This window comes from Micromonospora pallida (assembly GCF_900090325.1).
GTDB lineage: Bacteria > Actinomycetota > Actinomycetes > Mycobacteriales > Micromonosporaceae > Micromonospora > Micromonospora pallida.
The window spans coordinates 5,003,964-5,025,915 of record NZ_FMHW01000002.1 but is presented as its reverse complement, the minus strand read 5'-3'; the positions used below and the strand labels follow the sequence as shown (position 1 = coordinate 5,025,915).

Below are 21,952 nucleotides of genomic sequence, written 5' to 3'. Positions count from 1 at the left end.
TCTCACGCGCCGCCGACCACGCCACCCGCCGTGACCGACGGGTGCGCGGACCGGGTCGCCCGGGCCAGCACCGGTAGCTCCCCGGCCCGGCCGGCGCGATTCCCGGACCGGTCCGGCCGGGCCCGCCGGCTGAGTGTCCCGACCGGCGGGCGGCCGTCAGGTGGTCTCGGGCGGGTGGTGCCGGTGCAGCGGGTCGAAGTGATCGTGGGGACCACGGGGGTCGTGCGGGTCGCGGGCGGCCGGGATGACGGCGGTAGGCGTGTCGGTGCCGTACGGACCCGGGGTCTGTGCCGGTGGCGCGGAGACCACCGGGCCGGGTAGGACGGTGGTGGGGGCGTCCAGCGAACTGACCGGTCCGACCGCCGGGCCGGCCGGCCTGACCGGTGGCGCCGAGACGGGTACGCCGACCGGCATGGCTGATCCGACGGGCAGCGGCGGCCCGGAGACCGGTGCGCCCAGCGGAGCGTGCGGGCCTACCGGAGGTGCGGAGACCGGTGCGCCCAGTGGGGCGTGCGGGCCTACCGGAGGTGCGGAGACCGGTGCGCCCAGTGGGGCCGGCGGCCCAGAGATGGGTGCGCCCAGTGGGGCCGGCAGACCGGCCGGAGGGGCGGAGACAGGTACGCCGCCGAAGACCGGTGGCCCGCTGACCGGGGCCGGTCGGGTCGGCAGCGCCGGAGCCGGCTGGGCGGGCAGCGCCGGGGCTGGCCGGTCGGGCAGCGGCTCGGCGACATCGACCGCCTCGCCGGTGGCCTCGTCGGGCTCCTCCTCGACGGTGCGGAGGGTGAACCAGCCGCGGAACCGAGTGCGCAGCACCTCGCACTCCGGACTGCCCTCCGCGTCGAGACGGAGCATCGTGCCGGTGAGGGTGACGGTGCCGAGCCCCGGGCGGGCGGTGGAGGGCTTGCTCCCCATCACGTCGAGCCGTACCGCCAGCCGGTCACCGGCCCGTACGGGGGCCAGCCAGCGCAGCTCCTCCAGCCCGGGAGAGGCGTCGGCCGCCGCGCGGGAGAGCACATGGTCGACGTACGCCCGCATGAAGAGGCTGACCGTGTAGAACCCGCTGGCGATCAGCCCGCCGTGGTGGCTCTGCCGGGCCAGTTCGTCGTCGACGTGGTACCACTGCGGGTCGAACCGTCGCGCGAAGGCGACCATCTCGTCCCCGTCGACGGTGACCACGCCCAGGTCGAACCAGCGGCCCGGGGTGAGGTCCTCGAAGAACAGCTCGGCGGAGGCCCCGGTCCCCGAGCGGACCGGCTCGGCGCTCATCGGCGCGGGGCACGCCGGGATGCGGCGTGCAGCTCGGCGGCGAGTTCGGCTTCCAACTCCGAGTCGATCGAGACGAGCCCGGGGGCGAGCCGGTCGAGGTGGCTCAGCGACGTGGGGCCGGGTCGGGCGTCCGTCCGGGGTACGGCCGGGTCGCCGACGCCTGCCGGACGCGGCTTGACCGTTCGACCGGGGCCGGCGGTCGGGCTCGACGCGACCCGGGATCGGGGCCTGAGCCTCGGCCGTGGCTTGACCTCGGGTGGCGATGTCGGTGCCGGCTGGGCCTGTTCGAGTTCGGTGACCGACTCGGCGAGTTCGGCCACCGGGTCCATGCCGGCGACCGCCTCGTGCTCGCTCCGCTGCTCGGCGGGAGCCGGCACCGGGGCGGGCTGGAAGACGAAGGTCCGGTACGACCAGAACCGGAACAGGGTGGCGAGTACCACGCCGCCGGTCTTCGCCACGTTCAGCGCGAGCAGGCCGGTCACGCCGAGGCCGTACTTCGCGGCGGCGAGCACACCCAGTTCGATGAGCAACCCGGTCGCGTTGAAGAGGAAGAAGAGCGCGTATTCCCGCCGCATCGCTGACTTCGGCCGGTCCCGGTACGTCCAGTGCCGGTTCATCAGATACGACGAGATGGTGGCGACGATGGTCGCGGCGACGGCGGCCTTCAACTGACCGTCGGTGAACACGGTCAGTGCCAGCGCGTTGAACACGGCGTAATTGATGACGGTGTTGATGCCACCGACGATGCCGAATTTGAGCGCCTCGCGGATGAACTTCTGCCAGCGCTCGGGCAGGAGGCGGACAAGACGCATGCGGAACACCTTAAGGTTGATCGTGGCTTTCCGGCCTGTCGACCGGACGGGATGGGCCCCAGGTCACGCCTGGGAATCTGGGTCGGGTCCTCGCGGAACCCGTCGGGTTCCCGCTTCGACGAAGACGAACCGTCGGTACGACCAGAACCGGAACAGCGTGCCGAGGCCCGTGCCGACGATGAAGCTGGCGATGTTGTCGGCCAGCGTGGTCTGGAAGACCCCCGGCCAGATGCTGCCCAGCCCGTAGCGGCTGATGGCGAGGCAGGCGACCGCGATGCCGAGACCCACCCCGTTGAAGAAGAAGAACAGGGCGTACTCGCGGACCGGGTTGGAGCGCTCCCGGTGCCGCCAGGTCCAGAACCGGTTGCCGAGGAACGCGAGCGTGGCCGCGACGACGGTGGAGATCGTCTTCGCGGTGACCGGCTCCACCCCGCGTCCGGCGGTGAGGACGTTGAACAGGGCGAAGTCGACAAGGAAGGCGATTCCGCCAACGGTGGCGAACTTGCTCAGTTCATGCAGGAGGTGGCCGAACCGGTCGAACAGCGACCGAACCAGGCCCGAGCGGGCACGGGGGGTCCCCGGTTGGTCCCCGGTCACGGTCGCAGCCACGGGGGAAGCGTACCGGCAAGGGGCCTGCCGGACGGGTAGCAACGGCAGCAGTGGGTAAAGACGTTACCGACAGTGACGGAGGGTGATGTCGTCGACGCTCTGGTGGCTCGTGATCATCGGAGGTGGTGTGTTGGTGGTCCGCGTCCACCCGCACGCGACCGGGGTCCGCTTCCCCGAACGCGTTGAAGGTCAACCGGGGAAATGCGTGAAACTGCGCGGGAAAGCGGGTATCAGCTCGTGAAGTCGCAGGTAGGCCGTACTTTGTGCAGTTCTTCACAACCAGTCCCACTGACGCCCGGGGCCGCCCGGTTTACGCTGGGCGGAATCCCAGGTTTTCACGACGGCGAGGCGCTCGGCGCCCGCCACGACTCGTGCATCCCGTAGATCGGTCAGCGTCGACCTCAAGGAGATGTGTAATGGTTGCTCCGGCTGCTGTTCGGGGTATCGATCAGGCCCCGACCTCCCACGCCAAACTGCTCGCCTGGGTCCGAGAAGTCGCGGAACTGACCACTCCGGACCGGGTGGTCTGGGTGGACGGATCCGACGAGGAGTGGCGTCGCCTCACCGACGAACTGGTCGAGTCGGGCACGTTGGTCCGCCTCAACCCGGAGAAGAAGCCGAACTCCTTCTACGCGCGCACCGACCCCGGTGACGTCGCCCGGGTCGAGGAGCGCACCTTCATCTGCTCCGCCGACGAGGCGGACGCCGGCCCCACCAACAACTGGATGGCGCCGGCCGAGATGAAACGGGTGATGACCGATCTCTACCGCGGCTGCATGCGCGGCCGGACGATGTACGTCATCCCGTTCTGCATGGGGCCGGTCGAGGCCGAGCACCCCATGTTCGGGGTGGAGATCACCGACAGTCCGTACGTGGTCGCCTCGATGCGGATCATGACCCGGATGGGCGCGAAGATCCTCGAGGCGATGGGGGACGACGCCGACTTCGTGCACGCGCTGCACTCGATCGGCGCGCCCCTCGAGTCCGGCCAGCAGGACGTGGCCTGGCCGTGCAACGAGACCAAGTACATCTCGCACTTCCCGGAGACCCGGGAGATCTGGTCCTTCGGCTCCGGCTACGGCGGCAACTCGCTGCTCGGCAAGAAGTGCTACTCGCTGCGGATCGCCAGCGTGATGGGGCGGGACGAGGGCTGGCTCGCCGAGCACATGCTGATCCTCAAGATCACCTCGCCGGAGGGGCGGGTCTACCACATCGCCGGCGCGTTCCCGTCCGCCTGCGGCAAGACCAACCTGGCCATGCTGGAGCCGACCATCCCGGGCTGGAAGGTCGAGACCATCGGCGACGACATCGCCTGGATGCGGTTCGGCCCGGACGGCCGGCTCTACGCGGTCAACCCCGAGTACGGCCTGTTCGGCGTGGCGCCCGGCACCGACTGGAAGACCAACGCCAACGCGATGCGGACCCTGGACCGGGGCAACTCCGTCTTCACCAACGTCGCGCTGACCGACGACGGCGACATCTGGTGGGAGGGGATGGGCGAGCCGCCGGCCCACCTGACCGACTGGAAGGGCAACGACTGGACGCCGGAGAGCGACACCCCATCGTCCCACCCGAACAGCCGGTTCTGCACCCCGATCACCCAGTGCCCGATCCTGGCCGAGGACTACTACGACCCGAACGGCGTGCCGATCGACGCGATCCTCTTCGGCGGCCGGCGCCGGGACACCGTCCCGCTGGTGACCGAGGCCCGTGACTGGGTGCACGGCGTCTACCTGGGAGCCACGCTCTCCTCGGAGACCACTGCCGCCGCGTCCGGCGCGGTCGGGGTGGTCCGCCGCGACCCGATGGCGATGCTGCCGTTCATCGGCTACCACGCCGGGGACTACTTCCGGCACTGGATCGAGATGGGCAAGGGCGCCGACGGCGACGCCTCGAAGCTGCCGAGCGTGTACTACGTCAACTGGTTCCGCAAGGACGCCGACGGCAACTTCCTCTGGCCCGGCTTCGGGGAGAACGCCCGGGTGCTCAAGTGGATCGTCGAGCGGATCGAGGGGCGGGGCGAGGCGGTCGAGACCCCGATCGGCATGGTCCCCGCCCAGGACGCGCTGGACGTCGACGGCCTCGACATGACCCCGGAGGACGTCCGGATCGCGCTCAAGGTCGACCCGGAGGAGTGGCGGGCCGAACTGCCGCTGATCAACGAGTGGTTCGAGAAGTTCGGCGACAAGCTGCCCGGTGTGCTCTGGTCCGAGCTGGATGCCCTGCGCGCCCGGCTGGACGCCGCCCCCGGGCGGTAGCCCGTGTCCCCGCGGCGGTAGCCGTGCTCCCGAGGCGGTAGCCGTGGGCTGAGGTGGTAGCAGGGGACCCCTGCTACCGCCTCGTGCCGAGCAGGGGTCCCCTGCAACCAACCCAACCCAACCCAACCCAACCCAGCCAACCAACCACCTACGTGTGTGGGTTGACCGCCGAGGGCATCATCAGCAGTCATGAGGACGGCCGTCGCGACCGAGGTCCGGCGGCCGTCCGCCGTCCGCGCGCTCACCACCCTGCTCGCCGTGACCGCGGCGGCCACCGTCGTGGTCGATCTGCTCAACTGGTGGTACGCCCCGGAGCAGGGCTTCGGCCTGGCGGTACGGAGCGGTTGGGCGCTGCTGCGCGCGTTCGGTTTCGTACTGCTGGTCGGGCACGTCCGCCGGGGCCGGACGCTGGCCCGGCCACTCGGACTGATCCTCGTCGTCACCACCGTCTTCGCGGTGGGCCGGCTGGTCGTACCCCGGCAGGGCGTGCCCCCGCTGCCGGGGATCGTCGGCTTCGTCGGACTCACCGCGCTCTGCCTGGCGGTGCTCTGGCTGCTGTACCGCTCTCCGGCGGTCGCCGGGTACCTGACCCGGCACCGGGGGCGACTGGTCATCGACCGGCAGGGCATCTCCTGGCGGGAGGCCCCGCCGCGTCGTCCGGAGGTTGCCGGCTGGCTGCTCACCACCCGGGTCGCCGCGTTCACCTACAGCCCGCTGATGCTCGTCCCCGCGCTGGTGGCGGCCGGCACGATCCTGGACGGTCGGCTGGTCGCCGGACCGGCCGTGGCGTTCTGGTTCGGCTTCGCCCTCGTCACCAGCTACGCGGTGCTGTTCTGCACGTTCTTCGTGCTCCGGGGGAGGCGCTGGGCGCGTGGCCTGCTGGTGGTGCTGACCCTTGGCGTGCTCGCCGTCGACCTGCCGCTGTGCTGGTGGCTGCTCGGCGTTGACGGGCTCGTCCGGGACGGCGTGCCGCTGATGACGGCGGGTGGCCTGGCCATCTACGGTCTGTGGCGGGCCTCCAAGGGGTCGGGCGAACCCGCCCCCAACGGGCCGGGCGGATCCGTCGGCCGGGAGGAGGAGTCGAGCCGGGACCGGAGGTGATGCCGCGTGACCGAGGCGTACGACGTGGCGGTGGTGGGGGCGGGGCCGGCGGGTGCCGCCGCAGCGCTGGCCGCCCGCCGGGCCGGGGCCCGGGTGCTCCTGCTCGACCGGGCCGACTTCCCCGGGACAAGGCCTGCGGGGACGGCATCACCGCGCACGCGCTGGACGTGCTGACCCGGCTCGGGGTCGTCGACGCGGTGGCCGGATATCCACCGCTGCCCGCGCTGCGCCTGGTCGCCCCGGGCGGCGGCACGGTGGCCCGGGCGCTGCCCCGGCCGGCGTACACGGTGCCCCGGACGGTTTTCGACGCCCGGCTCGTCGCGGCGGCCGTGTCGAGCGGGGCGGAGTTGCGTCGGCACACCGTCCGCCGGGTGGTCGAGCGGGCCGACCGGGTGCTGCTGGACGACGCGTTCACCGCCCGGGCGGTGGTCGGCGCGGACGGGGCCGGTTCGGTGGTACGCCGGACCCTCGGTCACCCGATCAACCCGGAACGCCACCTCGCGCTCGCCATCCGGGGGTACGCCCCGGCCCGCCCGGGCCCACCGGAGCAGCTCATCGTCACCTCGGCCGCGCGCTGGCCGGCGTACGCCTGGTCGTTTCCGATCGGCGACGGCCGGGCGAACGTCGGGTACGGGGAGGTGCTGCGCGGTGAGCCGCTGAGCCGGGCGCACCTGCTCGACCGCCTTGCCGACCTGCTCCCCGACGCCGACCCGGCCACGGCCACCGACCTGCGCGCCCACCACCTGCCGCTGTCGACGCACCGGCCGGCACCGGGACGCGGCCGGACCGTGCTGGCCGGCGACGCGCTGTCGTTGATCAACCCGTTCACCGGGGAGGGGATCTTCTACGCGCTGCTCTCCGGCGCGCTGGCCGGCGCGGCGGCGGCCCGCTCCCCGGACCGGGCCGCCGACCGGTACGCCGCCAGCCTGCGCCGACGCCTCGGCACCCACCTGCGGCACAGCTCGGCGGCGGCCTGGCTGGCCCGGCGGCGGCGGGTGGTGGACGCGGCCGTGCGCGCCGCCCGCCGCGACGACCGGGTCTTCCGTACCGTGGTGGAGCTGGGGCTCGGCGACGGCCGGCTGGACGCGCGCACCCTGGCGGCGATCGGACGGGCCCTGTCCGGGCGGGTTTGAGGTGGGACGTGCCCCTTTCCAGCCAGGGTCGCTACGCTGCATGGTGATGACTCTGCGGAACCTGCTCTATTCGGTGTACGAGCGTCGACTGACGGCGAGCCTCGCGGGCAAGCCGGTGCCCCGACACGTCGGCGTGATGTGCGACGGCAACCGTAGGTGGGCCAAGGAGATGGGGTTCGTCGATCCCAACGACGGCCACCGAGTCGGCGCAGCCAAGATCAAGGACATGCTCGGCTGGTGCGACCAGGCCGGGATCGGGCACGTCACCCTCTATCTGCTCGCCACCGACAACCTGCGCCGCCCGGCCCGGGAACTCGACCCGCTGTTGCAGATCATCGAGGACCTCGTGGTCGAGCTGGCCGAGGAGGGCAACCCGTGGCGGTTGCGCATGGTCGGCGCGCTCGACCTGCTTCCGGCGCAGACCGCCACCGCGTTGAAGGCCGCCGAGGAGCGCACCCGGGAGCGCGCCGGCGGTGCCCAGGTCAACATCGCAGTCGGGTACGGCGGCCGGCGCGAGATCACCGACGCGGTCCGCTCGCTGCTGCTGGAGCACGCCGCCGCCGGGGCCACCCTGGAGGAACTGGCCGAGGTGCTGGACGTCGAGCACATCGCCGAGCACCTCTACACCCGGGGTCAGCCCGATCCGGACCTGGTCATCCGCACCAGCGGCGAGCAGCGCCTCTCCGGGTTCATGCTCTGGCAGTCGGCGCACTCGGAGTTCTACTTCTGCGAGCTGAACTGGCCCGACTTCCGCCGGGTGGACTTCCTCCGGGCGCTGCGGTCGTACGCCAGCCGACAGCGCCGCTACGGCATCTGAAGTAGAACGACGCCGTTTCGGCGAGGTGGGGCTGTCCGAGACGTCGGAGACCGCCGTTTCGGCGTAATGAAGTCGATCAACCCGGCGCGGCCCGTGGCCCGCGTGGCTGCGGTGAACTCGGACCTGGGCGGTGGGACTGTCGGCGTTCCGACCCTGCCCGGCCGTCCGGGACACCTGTCCCTTCCGGCCGGGACGATCCTCCGGCGAACCTCCTGGCGCGCCGCCCGACCGTGGGCGGCACCGGGAGGAGAGGCAATGATCCGAAGAGGACCGACAACCAGCCGGCGACGCGGGTTCGCCGGCCGGTGGGGGCGGCTCTGTGCCGTCGCGGCGGTGGTGCTGACAGCCGCCGTCGGCAACGTCGTGGTGTCGCCGTCGGCGTACGCGTCCGGTGGGGTCGTCATCGACCAGGACACGCAGCGCCGGGGACTGTTCGCGGCGTACATGCGATCCCGGGCCAGCGGCGCGGAGGGCCTGCGGCAGATGTTCCTCAGCGCGACGATGGTCGGCTACCGCCAGCGGAACCCGGCCGCCACCTCGCAGCAGTTGGTGCAGCACACCGCCTCGATGAACCAGTGGTACACCAGCCAGCTCGGCGCCGACGACCTGGTCCGGCCGACGTACCAGCTCATGGTCAAGCTGCTGGAGCTGTCCGCGCTGCACCCGTCCGGGGCGGTGGCCGCGCCGATCTTCCGGGAGCTGGCCGAGTCGACGCTCGGCAAGGAGGTCCTGGCGCTCGGTGAGACGCTGGACGACATCCACGCCGCGCAGCGCCACAACTCCGTGATCAACCAGGTCTTCGAGCACCAGGACAAGATCTGGGGGGAGGTGGCCGGCCGGGGCGCGATCGACCCGACCTTCACCGAAGCGTGGAACGGCTACTTCGGCGCGAAGTACAACATCGTGGCGAACGCCACCTCGGACCAGTTGATGGCCGACCCGCTGATCGGGACGTACGTCAACGTCGGTGCCCTGCTGGAGCACAGCCAGAACCTCCAGGACTACCTGGCCGAGGGCAACCGGCAGATCACCGCCCTGCTCAACGAGATCAACCAGCGCACCGACGCCGCCAACGCGGACGTGGCGGCCATGAACGCCACCCTTCCGGTGGACGGGCGACCGGCGACCCAGGCCGAACTGGACCAGGCGAAGGCGAAGGCCGAGGAGCGCAAGAAGTGGCTCGAGGGCGCGGCCGGCGCGATCGACCTGTTCGGGAAGCTGGTCGGGTTCGCCGACCCGAAGGTGGGCGCGATCGTGACCGGCACCGGCCGGGCCGCCGTCCAGATCGCCACCGCGGTCAGTAACTGGCTTCCGGCGCTCGCCGCCAACGGCCTGAAGGCGGCGCTCTTCTCGGCGAGCGGGATCGGCATGGCCGGTGCGGTGCTCGGCGCGATCCAGTCGCTGGTGCCGCTCTTCGGCGGCACGGGTCCCACCATGGACCAGCAGATCCTGAACGAACTCAAGGAGCTCCGTCAGGAACTCCGGGACTTCCGCAACGAGATGAACCAGCGGTTCGACCGGATCGAGCTGGCCCTGGTGCAGCTCTACGACCAGATGGACGCCCAGTTCAACCGGCTGCTCACCGAGGTGTGGCTCACCCAGGACGAGCTGAGGAAGGTCGTCTCGCAGCTCGCGCTGGTCACCGAGCGGGTCGACTTCTGGGGCAGCTCGATCCTGCGCTCCCTCCAGGAGACCCAGGTCTCCCAGCTCGAAGGGGTCATCAACCATCGTGTCAGCCATGCCGCCCGCTACCCCGAGACGCCGCTGACCTGGGACGAGTACAAGGCGACGGTGGAGACGCTGAACACGGCGGCGAGCATCCAGAGCAAAGCCGCGCCGTTCACCGCCGGGCTGGGCGACCCGAACCCGGAGAACAACCTCGGCGCGTACGGCTACCACGGCTCGATCCGCTACCTGACCGACTACGCGGAGAACCACCTCAACCTGCCGCACCAGGTCAGCGGCGGCGTACGGGTGCAGGCCCCGCCGACGGCGGCGGTGGAGCACTGGCTGCTGGCCGCCGAGGGCTACAAGCACATGGTGGCGCAGAACCCCAGCCACGCTGCGAAGGTCAACCTGACCACGGACGAGATCCTGGCGTCCGGCCAGGCCATCCAGACCGCGGTCCGGCGGTTCAGCGCGCCTCGGGGTTGGGACCAGCCGGAGCAGCTCAGTCCGCTCTACGCCAAGCTGCTCGACGACTACCGGGCGACCGGCTCCGCGATGGTCGCCAAGCTGCACGCGAAGCGGAACACGATCCAGAACGACCGCCTGGGCTACACCATGTTCGGTCTGCCCAACCAGGACGTCGAGGGGGCCAGCACGGCCGAGCCGACCGCGATCCCGCCCTGTTCCGGTACCGCCACCTACCAGCCGAGCCGGCCGAGCAACGTGGTCAGCAAGCACCTGAAGGAGATGTGGCTCGCCGACTACGGGCGTACCGACACCCCGGCCCAGACCTGCTACCAGGCAGCCTGGACGAACATGTCGGAGCCGCCGGACCCGGACGGGGAGAAGCCGTACGCCGTCTACGCCGACCTGGAGATCACCTTCCGGGTGCGGCAGAAGTGGGACGGCCAGTGGCTCACCGCGTACTCGTGGAGCAAGGTCTACCCGTACGGCAAGATCCAGCAGTACTACCCGCCGAGCGACCCGCGGCAGGGCTGGATTCGTAACGCCACCCAGGGCATGCAGGAGAAGTGGGGGACGGTCAAGCCGGACTTCGAGCAGAGCGCGCCCCGTACGGTGGACAGCGAGTCGGAGATCAGGACGAAGACGCGGGACTGGCTCTACGGCCAGGCCGGCCAGTACTACCACGAGGTGGTCCGGGACCTGACGACGCAGGGCAACGAACTGTACGACCTGAACAAGAAGCTCACCCGGACGGCGCTGCTGCTCCAGTCGTACACCAAGCTTGGCTTCGCCCGTTCGCTGGAGCAGGACCAGACCATCGGCATCCACCTGTTCGGCCAGTCCCGGATCCCGTTCGACCAGGGGCAGTTGGAGGCCAACGTGGTCAACGGCCGGGAGGGACAGACCGGCGGCATCATCCCCGAGCGGCGGGTGACCGCCGGCTTCGAGCAGGCCCGGGCCAACTACTGCGCGCAGATCGTGAACGACAAGTGCGTGGTGAAGCCGCAGAAGGCCAACGAGCCGGAGCCGAACCCGCGTGCCAACCGCAACGAACATGTCCTGCCGTGCACCTGGGAGGAGCGGTGGGACCCGATCGAGCGGTGCTTCAACTGGGCGCTCGACTACCGGTCGACCCAGCTCCGGCAGCGGCTGGAGGTGGCCAGTGAGCGGCTGCTCGACGAGCCGCCCGTGCCCGAGGGCATCCCGGCGGTGGACGAGCTGATGCAGGGCATCCGGATCGCCGAGATGGTGGCCAAGAACGGGCCGACCGGCAGCACCGCCCGGATCGGCGCGGTCACCGGGCTGGACGGGAAGTGCCTGGACGTCCGGTCGCCGTTCGACGACGGCGCGCAGATCGAGGTCTCGGCCTGCGACGGGTCCGACCCGCAGGGCTGGGCGGTGATGCCCAACCGCACCGTCATGTCCATGGGCAAGTGCCTGGACGTGCACAGCGGCGGATCAGCGGACGGCAACCAGATCATCCTCTGGCGCTGTCACGGCCTCGGCTCGCAGCAGTGGCTGTCCAGCGCCGATGGCACCCTGCGCAACCCGCAGTCCGGCAAGTGTCTGACGGTCGCCCCCGACGGCGTCATCGTGCACCTGTGGACCTGCAACGGTGGCGCGAACCAGAAGTGGACCCTGCCGGCCTGACCGGCGGCGGGATCGGCTGACCGGGATCCTCCGCCCGTCCCAGCGGGCGGGGGATCCCCTCGCGTGCGGCCAGGTCGAGCCGGCCGGGCCGACGACGGCCGTCCGGCGAACCGGGCGTGGTCAGCTCAGCCGGGCGACGGCGTTGCTGAGGAAGTCGCCGAGGGCGGCCGGGGAGTCGATGGTCAGGTCGGCGGCGAGGGCGACCTCCTGGCCGGTCTCCGGGTTGGCGACCGCCACGCAGACGCCGACGAAGCCGGGATCGGCGGCGGCCCGGGCGCGCAGCGCCGCGAACGCCTTGATGTCGGAGACGTCGTCTCCGAAGTACCAGGCCCCGGCGGCCGAGCGGACCACCTCGTCGATCACCATGCCCTTGTCCCGGTCGACCGGGGGCTTGAGTTCCAGCACCATCCGGCCGGCCTGCACCCGCAGGCCCAGTCGGTCGGCCTGGGTCCGACCCCAGCTCTCCACCGCCTCGGCCAGGTGCGGCGCGGTGCGGTAGTGCAGGGCGACGGAGAGCCGCTTGAACTCCACCAGGGTGCCCGGGGGCAGCTCGGCGCGGGCCCGGTCGGCCAGCTCGGCCATGGTGGGCACCCAGGGCAGGGCGGCCGGCTCGGTGACCGTCTCCCCGCCGGAGTGGCTGTGCTCCAACCCGTAGAGGCCGTAGAGGTCGATGCCGGCGAGCCCGCCGAGGTGGTCGCGGAGGAACTCCACCGGGCGGGCCGAGACGATCGCCACCCGGCGTACGACCGGGGCCAGCGCCTCGAGCGCGGCGATGACCTTCGGCGCGGGCTGGACCGCCGTGGGGTCGTCGTCGACCGGGGCGAGCGTGCCGTCGAAGTCGAAGAAGAGGACGTACTCTCCCGCCCGTTCGGCGGTCGCGGCCCAGGCTCGGGCGGCGTCGAGCGGCGTCCTCGGCTCCTGGTTGCCCAGATTCAACGGCGGCACGCGGGTCAGCGTACCCGCGGCTGCGCCGCCCATTCGTGAACCGCGAGGGGCTCTCGCGGACCGGGAAGGCGGTCAGCGGTGCGCAGCGTCCGGCAGCGCTCAGCAGCCGGCGGTGCGCAGCGTCCGGTCGGCCGCGCGTCCCCGTCGGCCGACCGGTACTCAGCGTTCGGCGGCGCCACGCCCCCGTCGACCGATCGGCACCACCGCGGCCTCCCGGTCGTGGTTGAGCAGGTACCCCTCGACGAAACCGGCGTTCCGGTCGCCGGCGTGCGCCTCGATCTCGTTGAGCCGGGCCACCAGGAACTCGGTGAGCGCGGTGAGTCGGTCGTTGAGTCGGTCGTAAAGGTCGGCGAGGACGGCCAGGACGACCGCCGTGCCGGCCGTGGTCAGTGCGAAGAGGTTGACGATCAGGGGAAGCTGCCCGCCGTCGATCGCGCCGACCACCACGTTGCCGGTCACCGACAGTGTCACGGACACCGTCGCGACCAGGACTGCCAACCACTTCAGGGTCATGGACAGACCCCTCCTTCTGTCCCGCAGGGCTGGGTTCGGCCTTGTCCCGTCCCCCGCCGACGACGAGCCCAAGCAGTTAGGGGGACGCTAGCGCGCGGACCCGTCTTCCGGTGCGGAACAGCGGTTTTCCCCTGAGCATTGTTTTCGCCATCTGAGGAACTACCCGACCTGTTTGTCGGTATTGCCAATGTTTGGGAGTGGCGGGCGGTAGGCGAGGTACCGGACGGTTTCCCGGATGTGGAACTTTTCCACGTCCGAGACTCCGGGGTCGACCAGGCGGCGTAGCAGTGCCTCGACGTCCGGGTCCATCGGCAGGGCGTCCGGTCGGGGGCGGGCCGGGCGGTCCCAGCCGAGTGCGGCGAAGGCGGCCGTCGGGTCCAGCCCGAGTCCCTCGCAGAAGGAGACCACCCGCGCGGCCTCGGGGGCGCTGCTCCAGTCGCCCCGGACCCACCGGTTGATGGTCTGCCGGGAGACGCCGGTCCGACGGGACACCTCCGTGCCGCTCCAGGCCCGGGTCGCCCGCGCGTCGTCGAGCGCCCGGCGCACGAAGGCAGCAAATTCGATCTTGCGCGCATGGGCGTGGTCGGTCACCCGACGACGGTACGACCGACTGCTCATGGCGTCGTCGTGAGACGCGCTCTTGTCACGTATATGTGACACTGTCTTCGCATTCGACGGTGCCGCCGGGCTTGCGTGGAACCGCTGGTGAACTGCCCATAATCAAGTGCTGCTGAGAGTGGTCGCAAAAACACGGGAAGCTGCTACTGTCACGCTCATGGGACAACTTGCGGTGGGTGGTGTGCCCGAGACGGCCCGTCCCGGACGCGTCACGCGCCAGGTCACGAGGGGGTGTGGTGACTGAACTCGCAACCCGTGCCCAGGCGTTCGGCCTGGTCGCGGAGGGGGTGGCCGCGGGTCTGAGCGCCCCGTGGCGCCTCTACCTCGCCCGAGGGTGCCGGCATGTCTCGCTGAACGTGGCGGACCGGGTCGAGTGGGACGCCTGGCGGGCCCACCTCGGCTGCCCGGAGCTGAGCGTCCGGGTCTACGACGCCGGTGGCGTGATCCGGCGTGCCTCGGTGGCGGAGGTGCTCCTCGACGGCTGTCGGATCAGCGTCGAGTTGGTCGAGGAGGTCGGCATCGACGACCTGGACCGGCTGCTCGTCCCCGGTGTCACCCCGACCTGGCCGGAGGAGTGCTGATGGGCCACCCCGCGCCGAGCCGCGCCGGAGCCGCCCGATGAGTCCCTTCTTCGCGGTGTTCCTGGTCCTGTTGCTCGGCTCGACCAGCTACGCGGCCGGACGGCTGCACGGGCAGCTCAGCTACCGGATCGGTTACCGGTTCGGTTACCGCCAGGGCTACTTCGACGGCGACCGGGGCGCGTGGAACCGCCGACGTCGGGAGGCGCAGGCCGCCATCGCCTCGGCGTTGGCCGTCCCGCCCGGTCCCGCTGTTTCGTCCGGTCCTGCCGTCCAGCCCGGTCCCGCCGTCCGGGCCGGTGTCCCGGTCACCCGGTCGGGCACCACCTACACCGGTTCGGCGTTCGCGCCGGCCGGAACCAGCCGGGGGATTCCGGCGGAGCCGTACCCCCGAGGACGTCAGCCGGGCGTGGCGGTCGGCGTCGGCCGTCCCACCATGACCGTCGCCGCAGGCCAGTCGACCGTGACCGTCGGTGGACGGTACCCGACCGGGACGCTGGCCAGCGGGCACGGTTGAGCCGACGCGGGTGATCAAGAAGTTGGCGTCACCGGGACCGACGTTTCGTGACCCAAACCTCTTGATCAACCACGACCGCCGCCCGGCGGACCCGGCGCGTCGCCCGCGACGCGTCGTGGCCCCGCGTCCCGGTCGGGGACGCGGGACCGGGACCGGCCGGGGTGTGTCGCAGGGGGCACACACCCCGGCCGGCGTTCCCGCCTGGCCGCGGTTAGCGCCGACCGGGCATCCGGCGGGGTCCGCGAGGACCTAGCCTGGCGACGCGGGCGGCTGGAGGGGGTGCCAGCAGGGAGTTCGTCCAATGCTCAATTGAGATCCATCTTCGCCTCTAGCCGGAACGGGCACGGCGACGCTAGCGTCTAGTCATGGCGCGGGGTTGTCCCGGGCCAGCCGGCCAGCCCGGATCTGCGACCTCGCGCACGGGGCCCGCATCCGACCCCGTGTCCCCGGGCACCGGAGGAGGCGGAACGCGGATGGCGGGTGCCCATCCGTCGGAGCAGGCCTGTGACGACTCGTCGTACCCCCGCCGGTGGCGATCAGACCCCGGCCGCGACCACGACCACCCGCCGGACGACCCGGAGCCGCCGTGCGGCGACGGGCGCCGCCGAGCCCGGGGAGCCCCGACCAGAGGTCTTCGTCCTGGACACCTCGGTTCTGCTCTCCGACCCCGCGGCGTTCCACCGGTTCGCCGAGCACGAGGTGGTCCTTCCCCTCGTGGTGATCTCGGAGTTGGAGGGCAAACGGCACCATCCCGAACTCGGCTGGTTCGCCCGGCAGTCACTCCGCATGCTCGACGAACTGCGGATCACCCACGGCCGGCTGGACCAGCCGGTGCCCGCCAACGACCAGGGCGGCACGCTGCGGGTGGAGTTGAACCACACCGACGACACCGTGCTCCCGCCCGGGTTCCGCACCGAGTCCAACGACGCGCGGATCCTCGCCGTGGCGCTCAACCTCGCCGCCGAAGGCCGGCGGGTGACGCTGGTCAGCAAGGACATGCCGCTGCGGGTGAAGGCCGCCGCCGTGGGGTTGCGCGCCGACGAGTACCGGCACGGACAGGCGAGCGACCCGACCTGGACGGGCATGGCCGAGTTGGAGGTCGCCGAGGAACAGGTCGGTCGGCTGTACGCCGGCGAGACGCTCGACCTGGACGAGGCGGCCGGCCTGCCCTGTCACACCGGGCTGGTCCTGCACTCCGGTAACGGCTCGGCGCTGGGCCGGGTTCTGCCCGACAAGACCGTACGACTGGTTCGGGGCGACCGGGACGCGTTCGGCCTGCGCGGGCGTTCGGCGGAGCAGCGGATCGCCCTGGATCTGCTCCTCGACGAGTCGGTCGGGATCGTCTCGCTCGGTGGCCGGGCCGGCACCGGGAAGTCGGCCCTGGCGCTCTGCGCGGGCCTGGAGGCGGTGATGGAGCGCCGCCGGCACAAGAAGGTGATCGTGTTCCGCCCGCTGTACGCCGTCGGTGGCCAGGAGTTGGGCTACCTGCCCGGCTCGGAGACGGAGAAGATGTCGCCCTGGGCCCAGGCGGTCTTCGACACCCTGGGCGCGGTGGTGCACGAGAACGTGCTGGATGAGGTCACCTCCCGGGGCATGTTGGAGGTGCTGCCGCTGACCCACATCCGGGGCCGCAGCCTGCACGACGCGTTCGTCATCGTGGACGAGGCGCAGTCGCTGGAGCGGGGGGTTCTGCTCACCGTCCTGTCCCGGATCGGCCAGGGCTCCCGGGTGGTGCTCACCCACGACGTGGCGCAGCGGGACAACCTCCGGGTGGGGCGGCACGACGGGGTGACCGCCGTCATCGAGGCGCTGAAGGGGCATCCCCTGTTCGCGCATGTCACGCTCAGCCGTTCGGAGCGCTCGCCGATCGCGGCGATGGTGACGGACCTGTTGGAGGAGATCCCGCTCTGACTGTCGCTTAGGACCGTTTTTGCCACTATTTTTTTAGTGGCGCAAGTCACATTTGTGTCGTGTGGTTTCCCAACGGACCCAGGGTGCGCAATCGTGTCCCACGAGCGCCCGCGCACCACCAAGATCGTTGGTCATCACTCGTCACACGGGCCGGGGTGACCGGCCCACGGTGCCGGCGGTGACGGCACGGTCGAGGCGCTCACGGCGCGGGTCCGCCCGGTGTCGACCGGGATCGGCCGCGCCGTGTCCTTGCCCCCGACGAAGGGACCTCTTCGTGAGTCGGCTGTGGAGCCGGTTGGGTGCCCGAACCGCCGCTGTCGCGTTGCTCTCCGTGGGCGTCGCCGGCGGCTTCTACTTGGGCGAAGACCGCCAGACCCGGCCATCGGACGCCGCTCAGGTTGGCCAGTTCGAGACCGTGCAGTCGCGGTACCCGCAGACGGAACATGTCGTCGAGTCCGCCAAGCACCAGACCGAACTGCTGACCGCGCAGCGGGCCGAGGCCGCCGCCGAGTTGGCCGCCCGCAAGGCCGCCGCTGAGCGCGCGGCGCGCAAGAAGCGCGAGGCCGAGGCGAAGGCCAAGGCCAAGGAAGAGGCCGAGCGGGCCGCAGAGGCGGCCAGCAAGCCGTACGACGGGCCGATCCCGGCCTCCTGCAACGAGTACAGCGGCAACCGGGAGGTCGGCTGCGCCATGCTGCTCGACGCCGGGTTCGACATCGACCAGATGCCCTGCCTGGACAAGCTCTGGACCAAGGAGAGCGGCTGGAACCACAAGGCCAGCAATCCCTCCTCCGGCGCGTACGGGATCCCGCAGGCGCTGCCGGGTAGCAAGATGGGTTCCGTCGCCGACGACTGGCGCACCAACCCGGCCACCCAGATCAAGTGGGGTCTCGGCTACATCAAGGGCCGGTACGGCACCCCGTGCAAGGCCTGGGCGCACTCCCAGGACGTCGGCTGGTACTGACCGCTCGGAGCTGACCGGCGGGGTGGGTGGCAGGTCACCCACCCCGCCGTCGTCTGTGCCCCCGTGGCGGAACCACGGGCGGACGAGTGGCGGTCGGTCGCCAGAGCTGATAGCTACTTGTGGGTGACTTTCGACGGCGGCCCGTCGGGCGACCCCAACCAGTTCGGCACCGAGGCGTTCTACGCCGCGCTGGGCCGGGCCTTCGTCGCCATGTGCGCGGTGGTCCCCGTGCTCTTCCTCGTCGAGGCGCTGGACGTGTGGCTGGGCGCCGGCTTCGACCCGGCGGCCGGGATCATCCCCAAGCGGATCGACGGACTGGACGGCGTCTTCTTCTCGCCCTTCCTGCACCACGGCTTCGACCACCTCTACAGCAACAGCGTCCCGCTGATCCTGCTCGGCACCTTCGTGCTCGCCGCCGGGGTCCGTCGATTTCTCTGGTCGACTCTGGTGATCATCCTGGTCAGCGGCCTGGGCGTCTGGTTCACCGGGTCGTCCAACTCGATCGTGGTGGGCGCCAGTGGCGTCATCTTCGGCTACCTCGGCCTCCTGCTCACCCGAGGTGTGGTGGAGCGCACATGGTGGAACTTCGCCGTCGTGCTCCTGGTCGGCCTCCTCTACGGCTGGCAACTGGTCGGCATCCTCCCCACCGACGAACGGATCTCCTGGCAGGGGCACCTGTTCGGGTTGGTCGGCGGGGTGCTCGCCGCGGTGCTGTTCCGGCGCCGCCCCGGGGTCGACGCGGACTATCCGCTCACCACGCCCTGAGCGTCCCTCGAGGGACATGCTTGCCCCGCGCGGTTGTCACCCCTACCGTCTGAATCGGTATGTGCTGATCCCTGAGCGGAGAGTGACGGTACGCGGATGCGAGAGGTCGATGTCGCCATAATCGGGGCCGGCCCGTCCGGCCTCTACGCTGCCTACTACGCCGGGTTTCGGGGGCTCTCGGTGGCAGTCGTCGACGCGCTGCCCGAGCCGGGCGGGCAGATCGCCGCGATGTACCCCGAAAAGATGATCTACGACATCGCCGGGTTCCCGGCCATCAAGGGACGGGACCTGGTCGCGAACCTCGTCACCCAGGCGGCCACCGCGACCCCCGAGTACCGGCTCGGCGTCCGTGCCGAACAGCTGGACTACGTGGACGGCCGGCCGGTGCTGACCCTCGGCGACGGCGAACGGCTGCACTGCGGCGCGGTGATCGTCACGGGCGGGCTGGGTAGCTTCACCCCGCGTCCACTGCCGGCCGCCGTGGGGTTCGCCGGCACCGGGCTGGTCTACTTCGTGCCGCAACCGGCCGACCTGGCCGGTCGGGACGTGCTCATCGTCGGCGGTGGGGACTCCGCCTTCGACTGGGCGGTGACGTTGGCCCCGCTGGCGCGCTCGGTGACCATGGTGCACCGGCGGGAGAAGTTCCGCGCGCACGCCGCCACCGTGTCCCGGGTCCGCGAGCTGCCGGTGCGGATCGTGGTGAACGCCGAGGTCACCAAGTTGCACGGGGACATCATGGTCACCGGCGCCGACGTCGCCGTACGGGGCGGGGTGGCGGAGAGCCTGCCGGTCGACGCGGTGATCGCGGCGCTCGGCTTCACCGCCGACCTGGGGCCGCTGGCCGACTGGGGGATGCGGCTGGACCGGCGGCACATCGTGGTCGACAGCGCGATGGCGACCAACCTTCCCCGGGTCTACGCGGCCGGGGACATCACCGAGTACCCGGGCAAGGTCCGGCTGATCGCCACCGGCTTCGGTGAGGCGGCCACGGCGGTGAACAACGCGGCGGTGGTCATCGACCCGTCGGCCCACCTGTTCCCCGGCCACTCCTCCGACGGCACCTGACCGGCGGGGGCCGGTCGCGGGCCGTCCCGGTTCGGCCGGCCACCGGGAGCGCCAGCGAGGGCGGGTCGGGGTCGCTCAGGGCAGGCCGATCAGGTCGGCCATCAGGGCGACCGCCGAGCTGCCCGCCCCGGTCGGCTGAGGCGGGTGCGGGTGCCGTGGGTGACCTGCTCGGCGGAGAGCGGTGGCAGGGGTGTGCGAGGGAACGGTTCGGGGAGTGGCCGGTCGTGCTCCTGGCGCCACCTCAGCGGCGCACCGGCGGACCGACCGCGGCGATCAGCGTGGCGACCAGGGTGAGGACGGCGCCGACCAGGGTGGCCGGCCCGGGATGCCGGGCCGCCGTGGGCAGCACCACGTCCAACAGCACGGCCCCGACGATCTGACCGGCGATGGTCGCCAGGCCGAGCAGGAGCACCCCGGTGAACCGGACGATCGCCGCCGCGATCGTGATGAACAGGATGCCGATCGGGCCACCCAGGTAGAGCCATGGTTCGGTCGGGAGGCCGCCGGCCGGTAGGCCCCGCACCAGCAGGACGGCGGCGAAGACGGCGAGCAGTGCCAGCATGCCGACGGCGAAGTTGACCAGCGTGGCGGTGAGCGCGCTGCCCGAGGCCGCGCGCACCTGGCCGTTGACCGCCTGTTGCCAGGCGATGCTGACCCCGGCGAGCAGCGGCAACAGGGCCAGCACCAGCATGCCGGGCTCGCTCAACCGGTCGCCGACGGCGATGAGGACCGCCACCACGGCCAGCGACGCCCCGGCCAGCCGGTGGGGGGTCACCGGCTGCCGCCCGGTCGGCCCGACGCCGGCCCGGTCCACCGCCAGGCTGCTGCCGGACTGCCCGGCAACCACCGCGACGGTGAAGACCGCGACCCCGAGCGTGCCGATGGTGAGTCCCTGGGCGGCCACGAAGAACGCGCCGCAGGCCCCGCCGAGACACTGCCACGGCCGCAGCGACCCTTCCCGGAGGGCGGCGCGGAGCCGGTGCAGTCCCCGCCGCCCGGCCGGGGCAGCAGGGACCAGCACCAGCAGGATCAGCAGACCCAGCCCGAAGGAGACCACGGCGGCGGCGATCCCGTCGCCGAGGCGTACGCCCAGTTCGCCGTTGATCCGCGACTGAAGGGCCACGGTGGTGCCGGAGAACACGGCGAGCCCGACCCCGGTGAGCCGCACAGCCGTCGACGGAACCGTGCCGGCCTCCCGGGTGGCCGTCACTCCTGTTCGGCCAGGGGGCGGCCGTCGAAGTCGACGGCCGAGTAGAGCGCCAGCTTCTCGAGGCGGTGGTAGGAGTCGATCACCCGGATCGTGCCGCTCTTGGACCGCATCACGATCGACTGCGTGTACGCCCCACCGGCCCGGTAGCTCACCCCGCGCAGCAGGTCGCCCGAGGTGACGCCGGTGGCCACGAAGAAGCAGTTGTCCCCGGTGACCAGGTCGTCGGTGGTGAGCACCCGGTCCAGGTCGTGGCCGGCGTCGAGGGCCTTGGTCCGCTCCGCGTCGTCCCGGGGCCAGAGCTTGGCCTGCATCATCCCGCCCATGCACTTCAGCGCGCAGGCGGCGGTGATCCCCTCCGGGGTGCCGCCGATGCCCATCAGCACGTCGACGTCGGACTCGCCCCGGGCGGCGGCGATGGCACCGGCGATGTCGCCGTCGGAGATGAACCGGATGCCCGCCCCGGTCTTGCGGATCTGGGCGACCAGGTCGTCGTGGCGGGGACGGTCCAGTACGCAGACGGTCACCTCGGAGACGTCGGTGCCCTTGACCTTGGCGATCCGGCGCAGGTTGTCGGCGACCCCGGCGTTGATGTCGATCACGTCCGCGTACGCCGGCCCGACGGCGAGTTTCTCCATGTAGAAGACCGCGCTCGGGTCGAACATCGCACCCCGCTCGGCCACCGCGAGCACCGCCAGGGCGTTCGGCATGCCCTTGCTCATCAGCGTGGTGCCGTCGATCGGGTCGACCGCCACGTCCACCTCGGGGCCGCTGCCGTCACCGACCTCCTCGCCGTTGAAGAGCATCGGGGCGTTGTCCTTCTCGCCCTCGCCGATCACCACGACACCCCGCATCGGGATCGAGTTGATCAGCTTGCGCATGGCGTCGACGGCTGCCCCGTCCCCGCCCTCCTTGTCGCCCCGGCCGACCCACCGCCCGGCGGCCATCGCCGCCGCCTCGGTGACCCGGACCAGGTCGAGGGCGAGGTTGCGGTCGAGATCCTGCGGGATCCGCGTCCTGGTGTTGGTCATGCGGGTTCCTCCTCGCGACGGTGCGGGGTGGCCCGGCGGGTACGGCCGTCGCCGCCGCCGCC

18 protein-coding genes and 1 pseudogene are annotated in these 21,952 nt (G+C 71.4%); 11 read left to right on the top strand and 8 right to left on the bottom strand.

The window, feature by feature from the left end; translation table 11 throughout:
• Positions 1–156: 156 nt before the first annotated feature.
• The 3 genes from GA0074692_RS36540 to GA0074692_RS20730 all read right to left on the bottom strand — a co-directional run bounded on the left by GA0074692_RS36540 (position 157) and on the right by GA0074692_RS20730 (position 2,729).
• Positions 157–1,266: a MaoC/PaaZ C-terminal domain-containing protein gene (locus GA0074692_RS36540; RefSeq protein ID WP_091646845.1), complete on the bottom strand. Its 1,110-nt coding sequence runs from the start codon at positions 1,264–1,266 to the stop codon at positions 157–159.
• Positions 1,263–2,078 carry a GtrA family protein gene (locus GA0074692_RS20735; protein WP_091646844.1) on the bottom strand — a complete coding sequence of 272 codons (816 nt, stop codon included), beginning with the start codon at positions 2,076–2,078 and terminating at the stop codon, positions 1,263–1,265. Before GA0074692_RS20735 ends, GA0074692_RS36540 begins: the two co-directional genes overlap by 4 nt.
• Before the next feature lie 63 nt (positions 2,079–2,141).
• Positions 2,142–2,729: a GtrA family protein gene (locus GA0074692_RS20730; protein WP_176738526.1), complete on the bottom strand. Its 588-nt coding sequence runs from the start codon at positions 2,727–2,729 to the stop codon at positions 2,142–2,144.
• Between the two features lie 374 nt (positions 2,730–3,103).
• On the opposite strand from GA0074692_RS20730, the gene GA0074692_RS20725 reads away from it, so the two are divergent.
• From GA0074692_RS20725 to GA0074692_RS36105, 5 genes and pseudogenes are all read left to right on the top strand, one after another.
• On the top strand, positions 3,104–4,945 hold the full coding sequence (locus GA0074692_RS20725; RefSeq protein ID WP_091646843.1) for a phosphoenolpyruvate carboxykinase (GTP): 1,842 nt from the start codon (positions 3,104–3,106) through the stop codon (positions 4,943–4,945).
• Positions 4,946–5,134: 189 nt separating this feature from the next.
• Complete coding sequence (locus GA0074692_RS20720; RefSeq protein ID WP_245730392.1) at positions 5,135–6,046, top strand: hypothetical protein; 912 nt, start codon at positions 5,135–5,137, stop codon at positions 6,044–6,046.
• Between the two features lie 6 nt (positions 6,047–6,052).
• Positions 6,053–7,179, top strand: a pseudogene (locus GA0074692_RS20715) (NAD(P)/FAD-dependent oxidoreductase).
• 46 nt (positions 7,180–7,225) lie between these two features.
• Positions 7,226–7,996 (top strand): isoprenyl transferase, encoded by a 771-nt coding sequence (locus GA0074692_RS20710; RefSeq protein ID WP_091653833.1) that lies wholly within the window; start codon positions 7,226–7,228, stop codon positions 7,994–7,996.
• Positions 7,997–8,251: 255 nt separating this feature from the next.
• Positions 8,252–11,779: a ricin-type beta-trefoil lectin domain protein gene (locus tag GA0074692_RS36105; protein ID WP_245730391.1), complete on the top strand. Its 3,528-nt coding sequence runs from the start codon at positions 8,252–8,254 to the stop codon at positions 11,777–11,779.
• A 120-nt stretch (positions 11,780–11,899) separates the two neighbouring features.
• Here GA0074692_RS36105 and otsB read toward each other — a convergent pair whose 3' ends face one another.
• The 3 genes from otsB to GA0074692_RS20690 form a co-directional block, all read right to left on the bottom strand.
• On the bottom strand, positions 11,900–12,724 hold the full coding sequence (gene otsB / locus GA0074692_RS20700) for a trehalose-phosphatase (RefSeq protein ID WP_091653829.1): 825 nt from the start codon (positions 12,722–12,724) through the stop codon (positions 11,900–11,902).
• A 159-nt stretch (positions 12,725–12,883) separates the two neighbouring features.
• Positions 12,884–13,237: a hypothetical protein gene (locus tag GA0074692_RS20695; RefSeq protein WP_091646842.1), complete on the bottom strand. Its 354-nt coding sequence runs from the start codon at positions 13,235–13,237 to the stop codon at positions 12,884–12,886.
• A 159-nt stretch (positions 13,238–13,396) separates the two neighbouring features.
• Positions 13,397–13,855, bottom strand: coding sequence for a helix-turn-helix domain-containing protein (locus tag GA0074692_RS20690; RefSeq protein WP_176738525.1), 459 nt, complete (start codon positions 13,853–13,855; stop codon positions 13,397–13,399).
• A gap of 236 nt (positions 13,856–14,091) precedes the next feature.
• Here GA0074692_RS20690 and GA0074692_RS20685 point away from each other — a divergent pair, with 236 nt between their 5' ends.
• From GA0074692_RS20685 to GA0074692_RS20660, 6 genes are all read left to right on the top strand, one after another.
• Positions 14,092–14,436, top strand: coding sequence for a hypothetical protein (locus tag GA0074692_RS20685; RefSeq protein ID WP_091653824.1), 345 nt, complete (start codon positions 14,092–14,094; stop codon positions 14,434–14,436).
• 37 nt (positions 14,437–14,473) lie between these two features.
• On the top strand, positions 14,474–14,950 hold the full coding sequence (locus GA0074692_RS20680; protein ID WP_091646841.1) for a hypothetical protein: 477 nt from the start codon (positions 14,474–14,476) through the stop codon (positions 14,948–14,950).
• Between the two features lie 504 nt (positions 14,951–15,454).
• A complete protein-coding gene (phoH2, locus tag GA0074692_RS20675; protein WP_091646840.1) occupies positions 15,455–16,861 on the top strand; it encodes an RNA 5'-3' helicase PhoH2 in 1,407 nt (468 codons plus the stop codon).
• A 274-nt stretch (positions 16,862–17,135) separates the two neighbouring features.
• A complete protein-coding gene (locus GA0074692_RS20670; protein ID WP_091646839.1) occupies positions 17,136–17,822 on the top strand; it encodes an aggregation-promoting factor C-terminal-like domain-containing protein in 687 nt (228 codons plus the stop codon).
• 123 nt (positions 17,823–17,945) lie between these two features.
• Positions 17,946–18,587 (top strand): rhomboid family intramembrane serine protease, encoded by a 642-nt coding sequence (locus tag GA0074692_RS20665; protein WP_091653821.1) that lies wholly within the window; start codon positions 17,946–17,948, stop codon positions 18,585–18,587.
• Positions 18,588–18,683: 96 nt separating this feature from the next.
• Positions 18,684–19,652: an NAD(P)/FAD-dependent oxidoreductase gene (locus GA0074692_RS20660; protein ID WP_091646838.1), complete on the top strand. Its 969-nt coding sequence runs from the start codon at positions 18,684–18,686 to the stop codon at positions 19,650–19,652.
• Between the two features lie 241 nt (positions 19,653–19,893).
• On the opposite strand, the gene GA0074692_RS20655 is transcribed toward GA0074692_RS20660, so the two are convergent.
• Together GA0074692_RS20655 and glpX are read right to left on the bottom strand one after the other, a co-directional pair.
• Entirely contained in the window at positions 19,894–20,862 is a 969-nt protein-coding gene (locus GA0074692_RS20655) for a DMT family transporter (RefSeq protein ID WP_245730390.1), read from the bottom strand.
• Positions 20,859–21,890, bottom strand: a complete 1,032-nt coding sequence (glpX, locus tag GA0074692_RS20650) for a class II fructose-bisphosphatase (protein ID WP_091646837.1) — start codon at positions 21,888–21,890, stop codon at positions 20,859–20,861. The genes GA0074692_RS20655 and glpX overlap by 4 nt, the downstream gene beginning before the upstream one ends.
• Between the last annotated feature and the right edge of the window lie 62 nt (positions 21,891–21,952).

Excerpts from the sequence above, each read along its gene's own strand:
- GA0074692_RS36540 (WP_091646845.1), bottom strand. The coding sequence starts at position 1,266 with ATGAGCGCCGAGCCGGTCCGCTCGGGGACCGGGGCCTCCGCCGAGCTG.
- GA0074692_RS20735 (WP_091646844.1), bottom strand. The coding sequence starts at position 2,078 with ATGCGTCTTGTCCGCCTCCTGCCCGAGCGCTGGCAGAAGTTCATCCGC.
- GA0074692_RS20725 (WP_091646843.1), top strand. The coding sequence starts at position 3,104 with ATGGTTGCTCCGGCTGCTGTTCGGGGTATCGATCAGGCCCCGACCTCC.
- GA0074692_RS20720 (WP_245730392.1), top strand. The coding sequence starts at position 5,135 with ATGAGGACGGCCGTCGCGACCGAGGTCCGGCGGCCGTCCGCCGTCCGC.
- GA0074692_RS20710 (WP_091653833.1), top strand. The coding sequence starts at position 7,226 with ATGACTCTGCGGAACCTGCTCTATTCGGTGTACGAGCGTCGACTGACG.
- GA0074692_RS36105 (WP_245730391.1), top strand. The coding sequence starts at position 8,252 with ATGATCCGAAGAGGACCGACAACCAGCCGGCGACGCGGGTTCGCCGGC.
- GA0074692_RS20695 (WP_091646842.1), bottom strand. The coding sequence starts at position 13,237 with ATGACCCTGAAGTGGTTGGCAGTCCTGGTCGCGACGGTGTCCGTGACA.
- GA0074692_RS20690 (WP_176738525.1), bottom strand. The coding sequence starts at position 13,855 with ATGAGCAGTCGGTCGTACCGTCGTCGGGTGACCGACCACGCCCATGCG.
- GA0074692_RS20680 (WP_091646841.1), top strand. The coding sequence starts at position 14,474 with ATGAGTCCCTTCTTCGCGGTGTTCCTGGTCCTGTTGCTCGGCTCGACC.
- GA0074692_RS20660 (WP_091646838.1), top strand. The coding sequence starts at position 18,684 with ATGCGAGAGGTCGATGTCGCCATAATCGGGGCCGGCCCGTCCGGCCTC.
- glpX (WP_091646837.1), bottom strand. The coding sequence starts at position 21,890 with ATGACCAACACCAGGACGCGGATCCCGCAGGATCTCGACCGCAACCTC.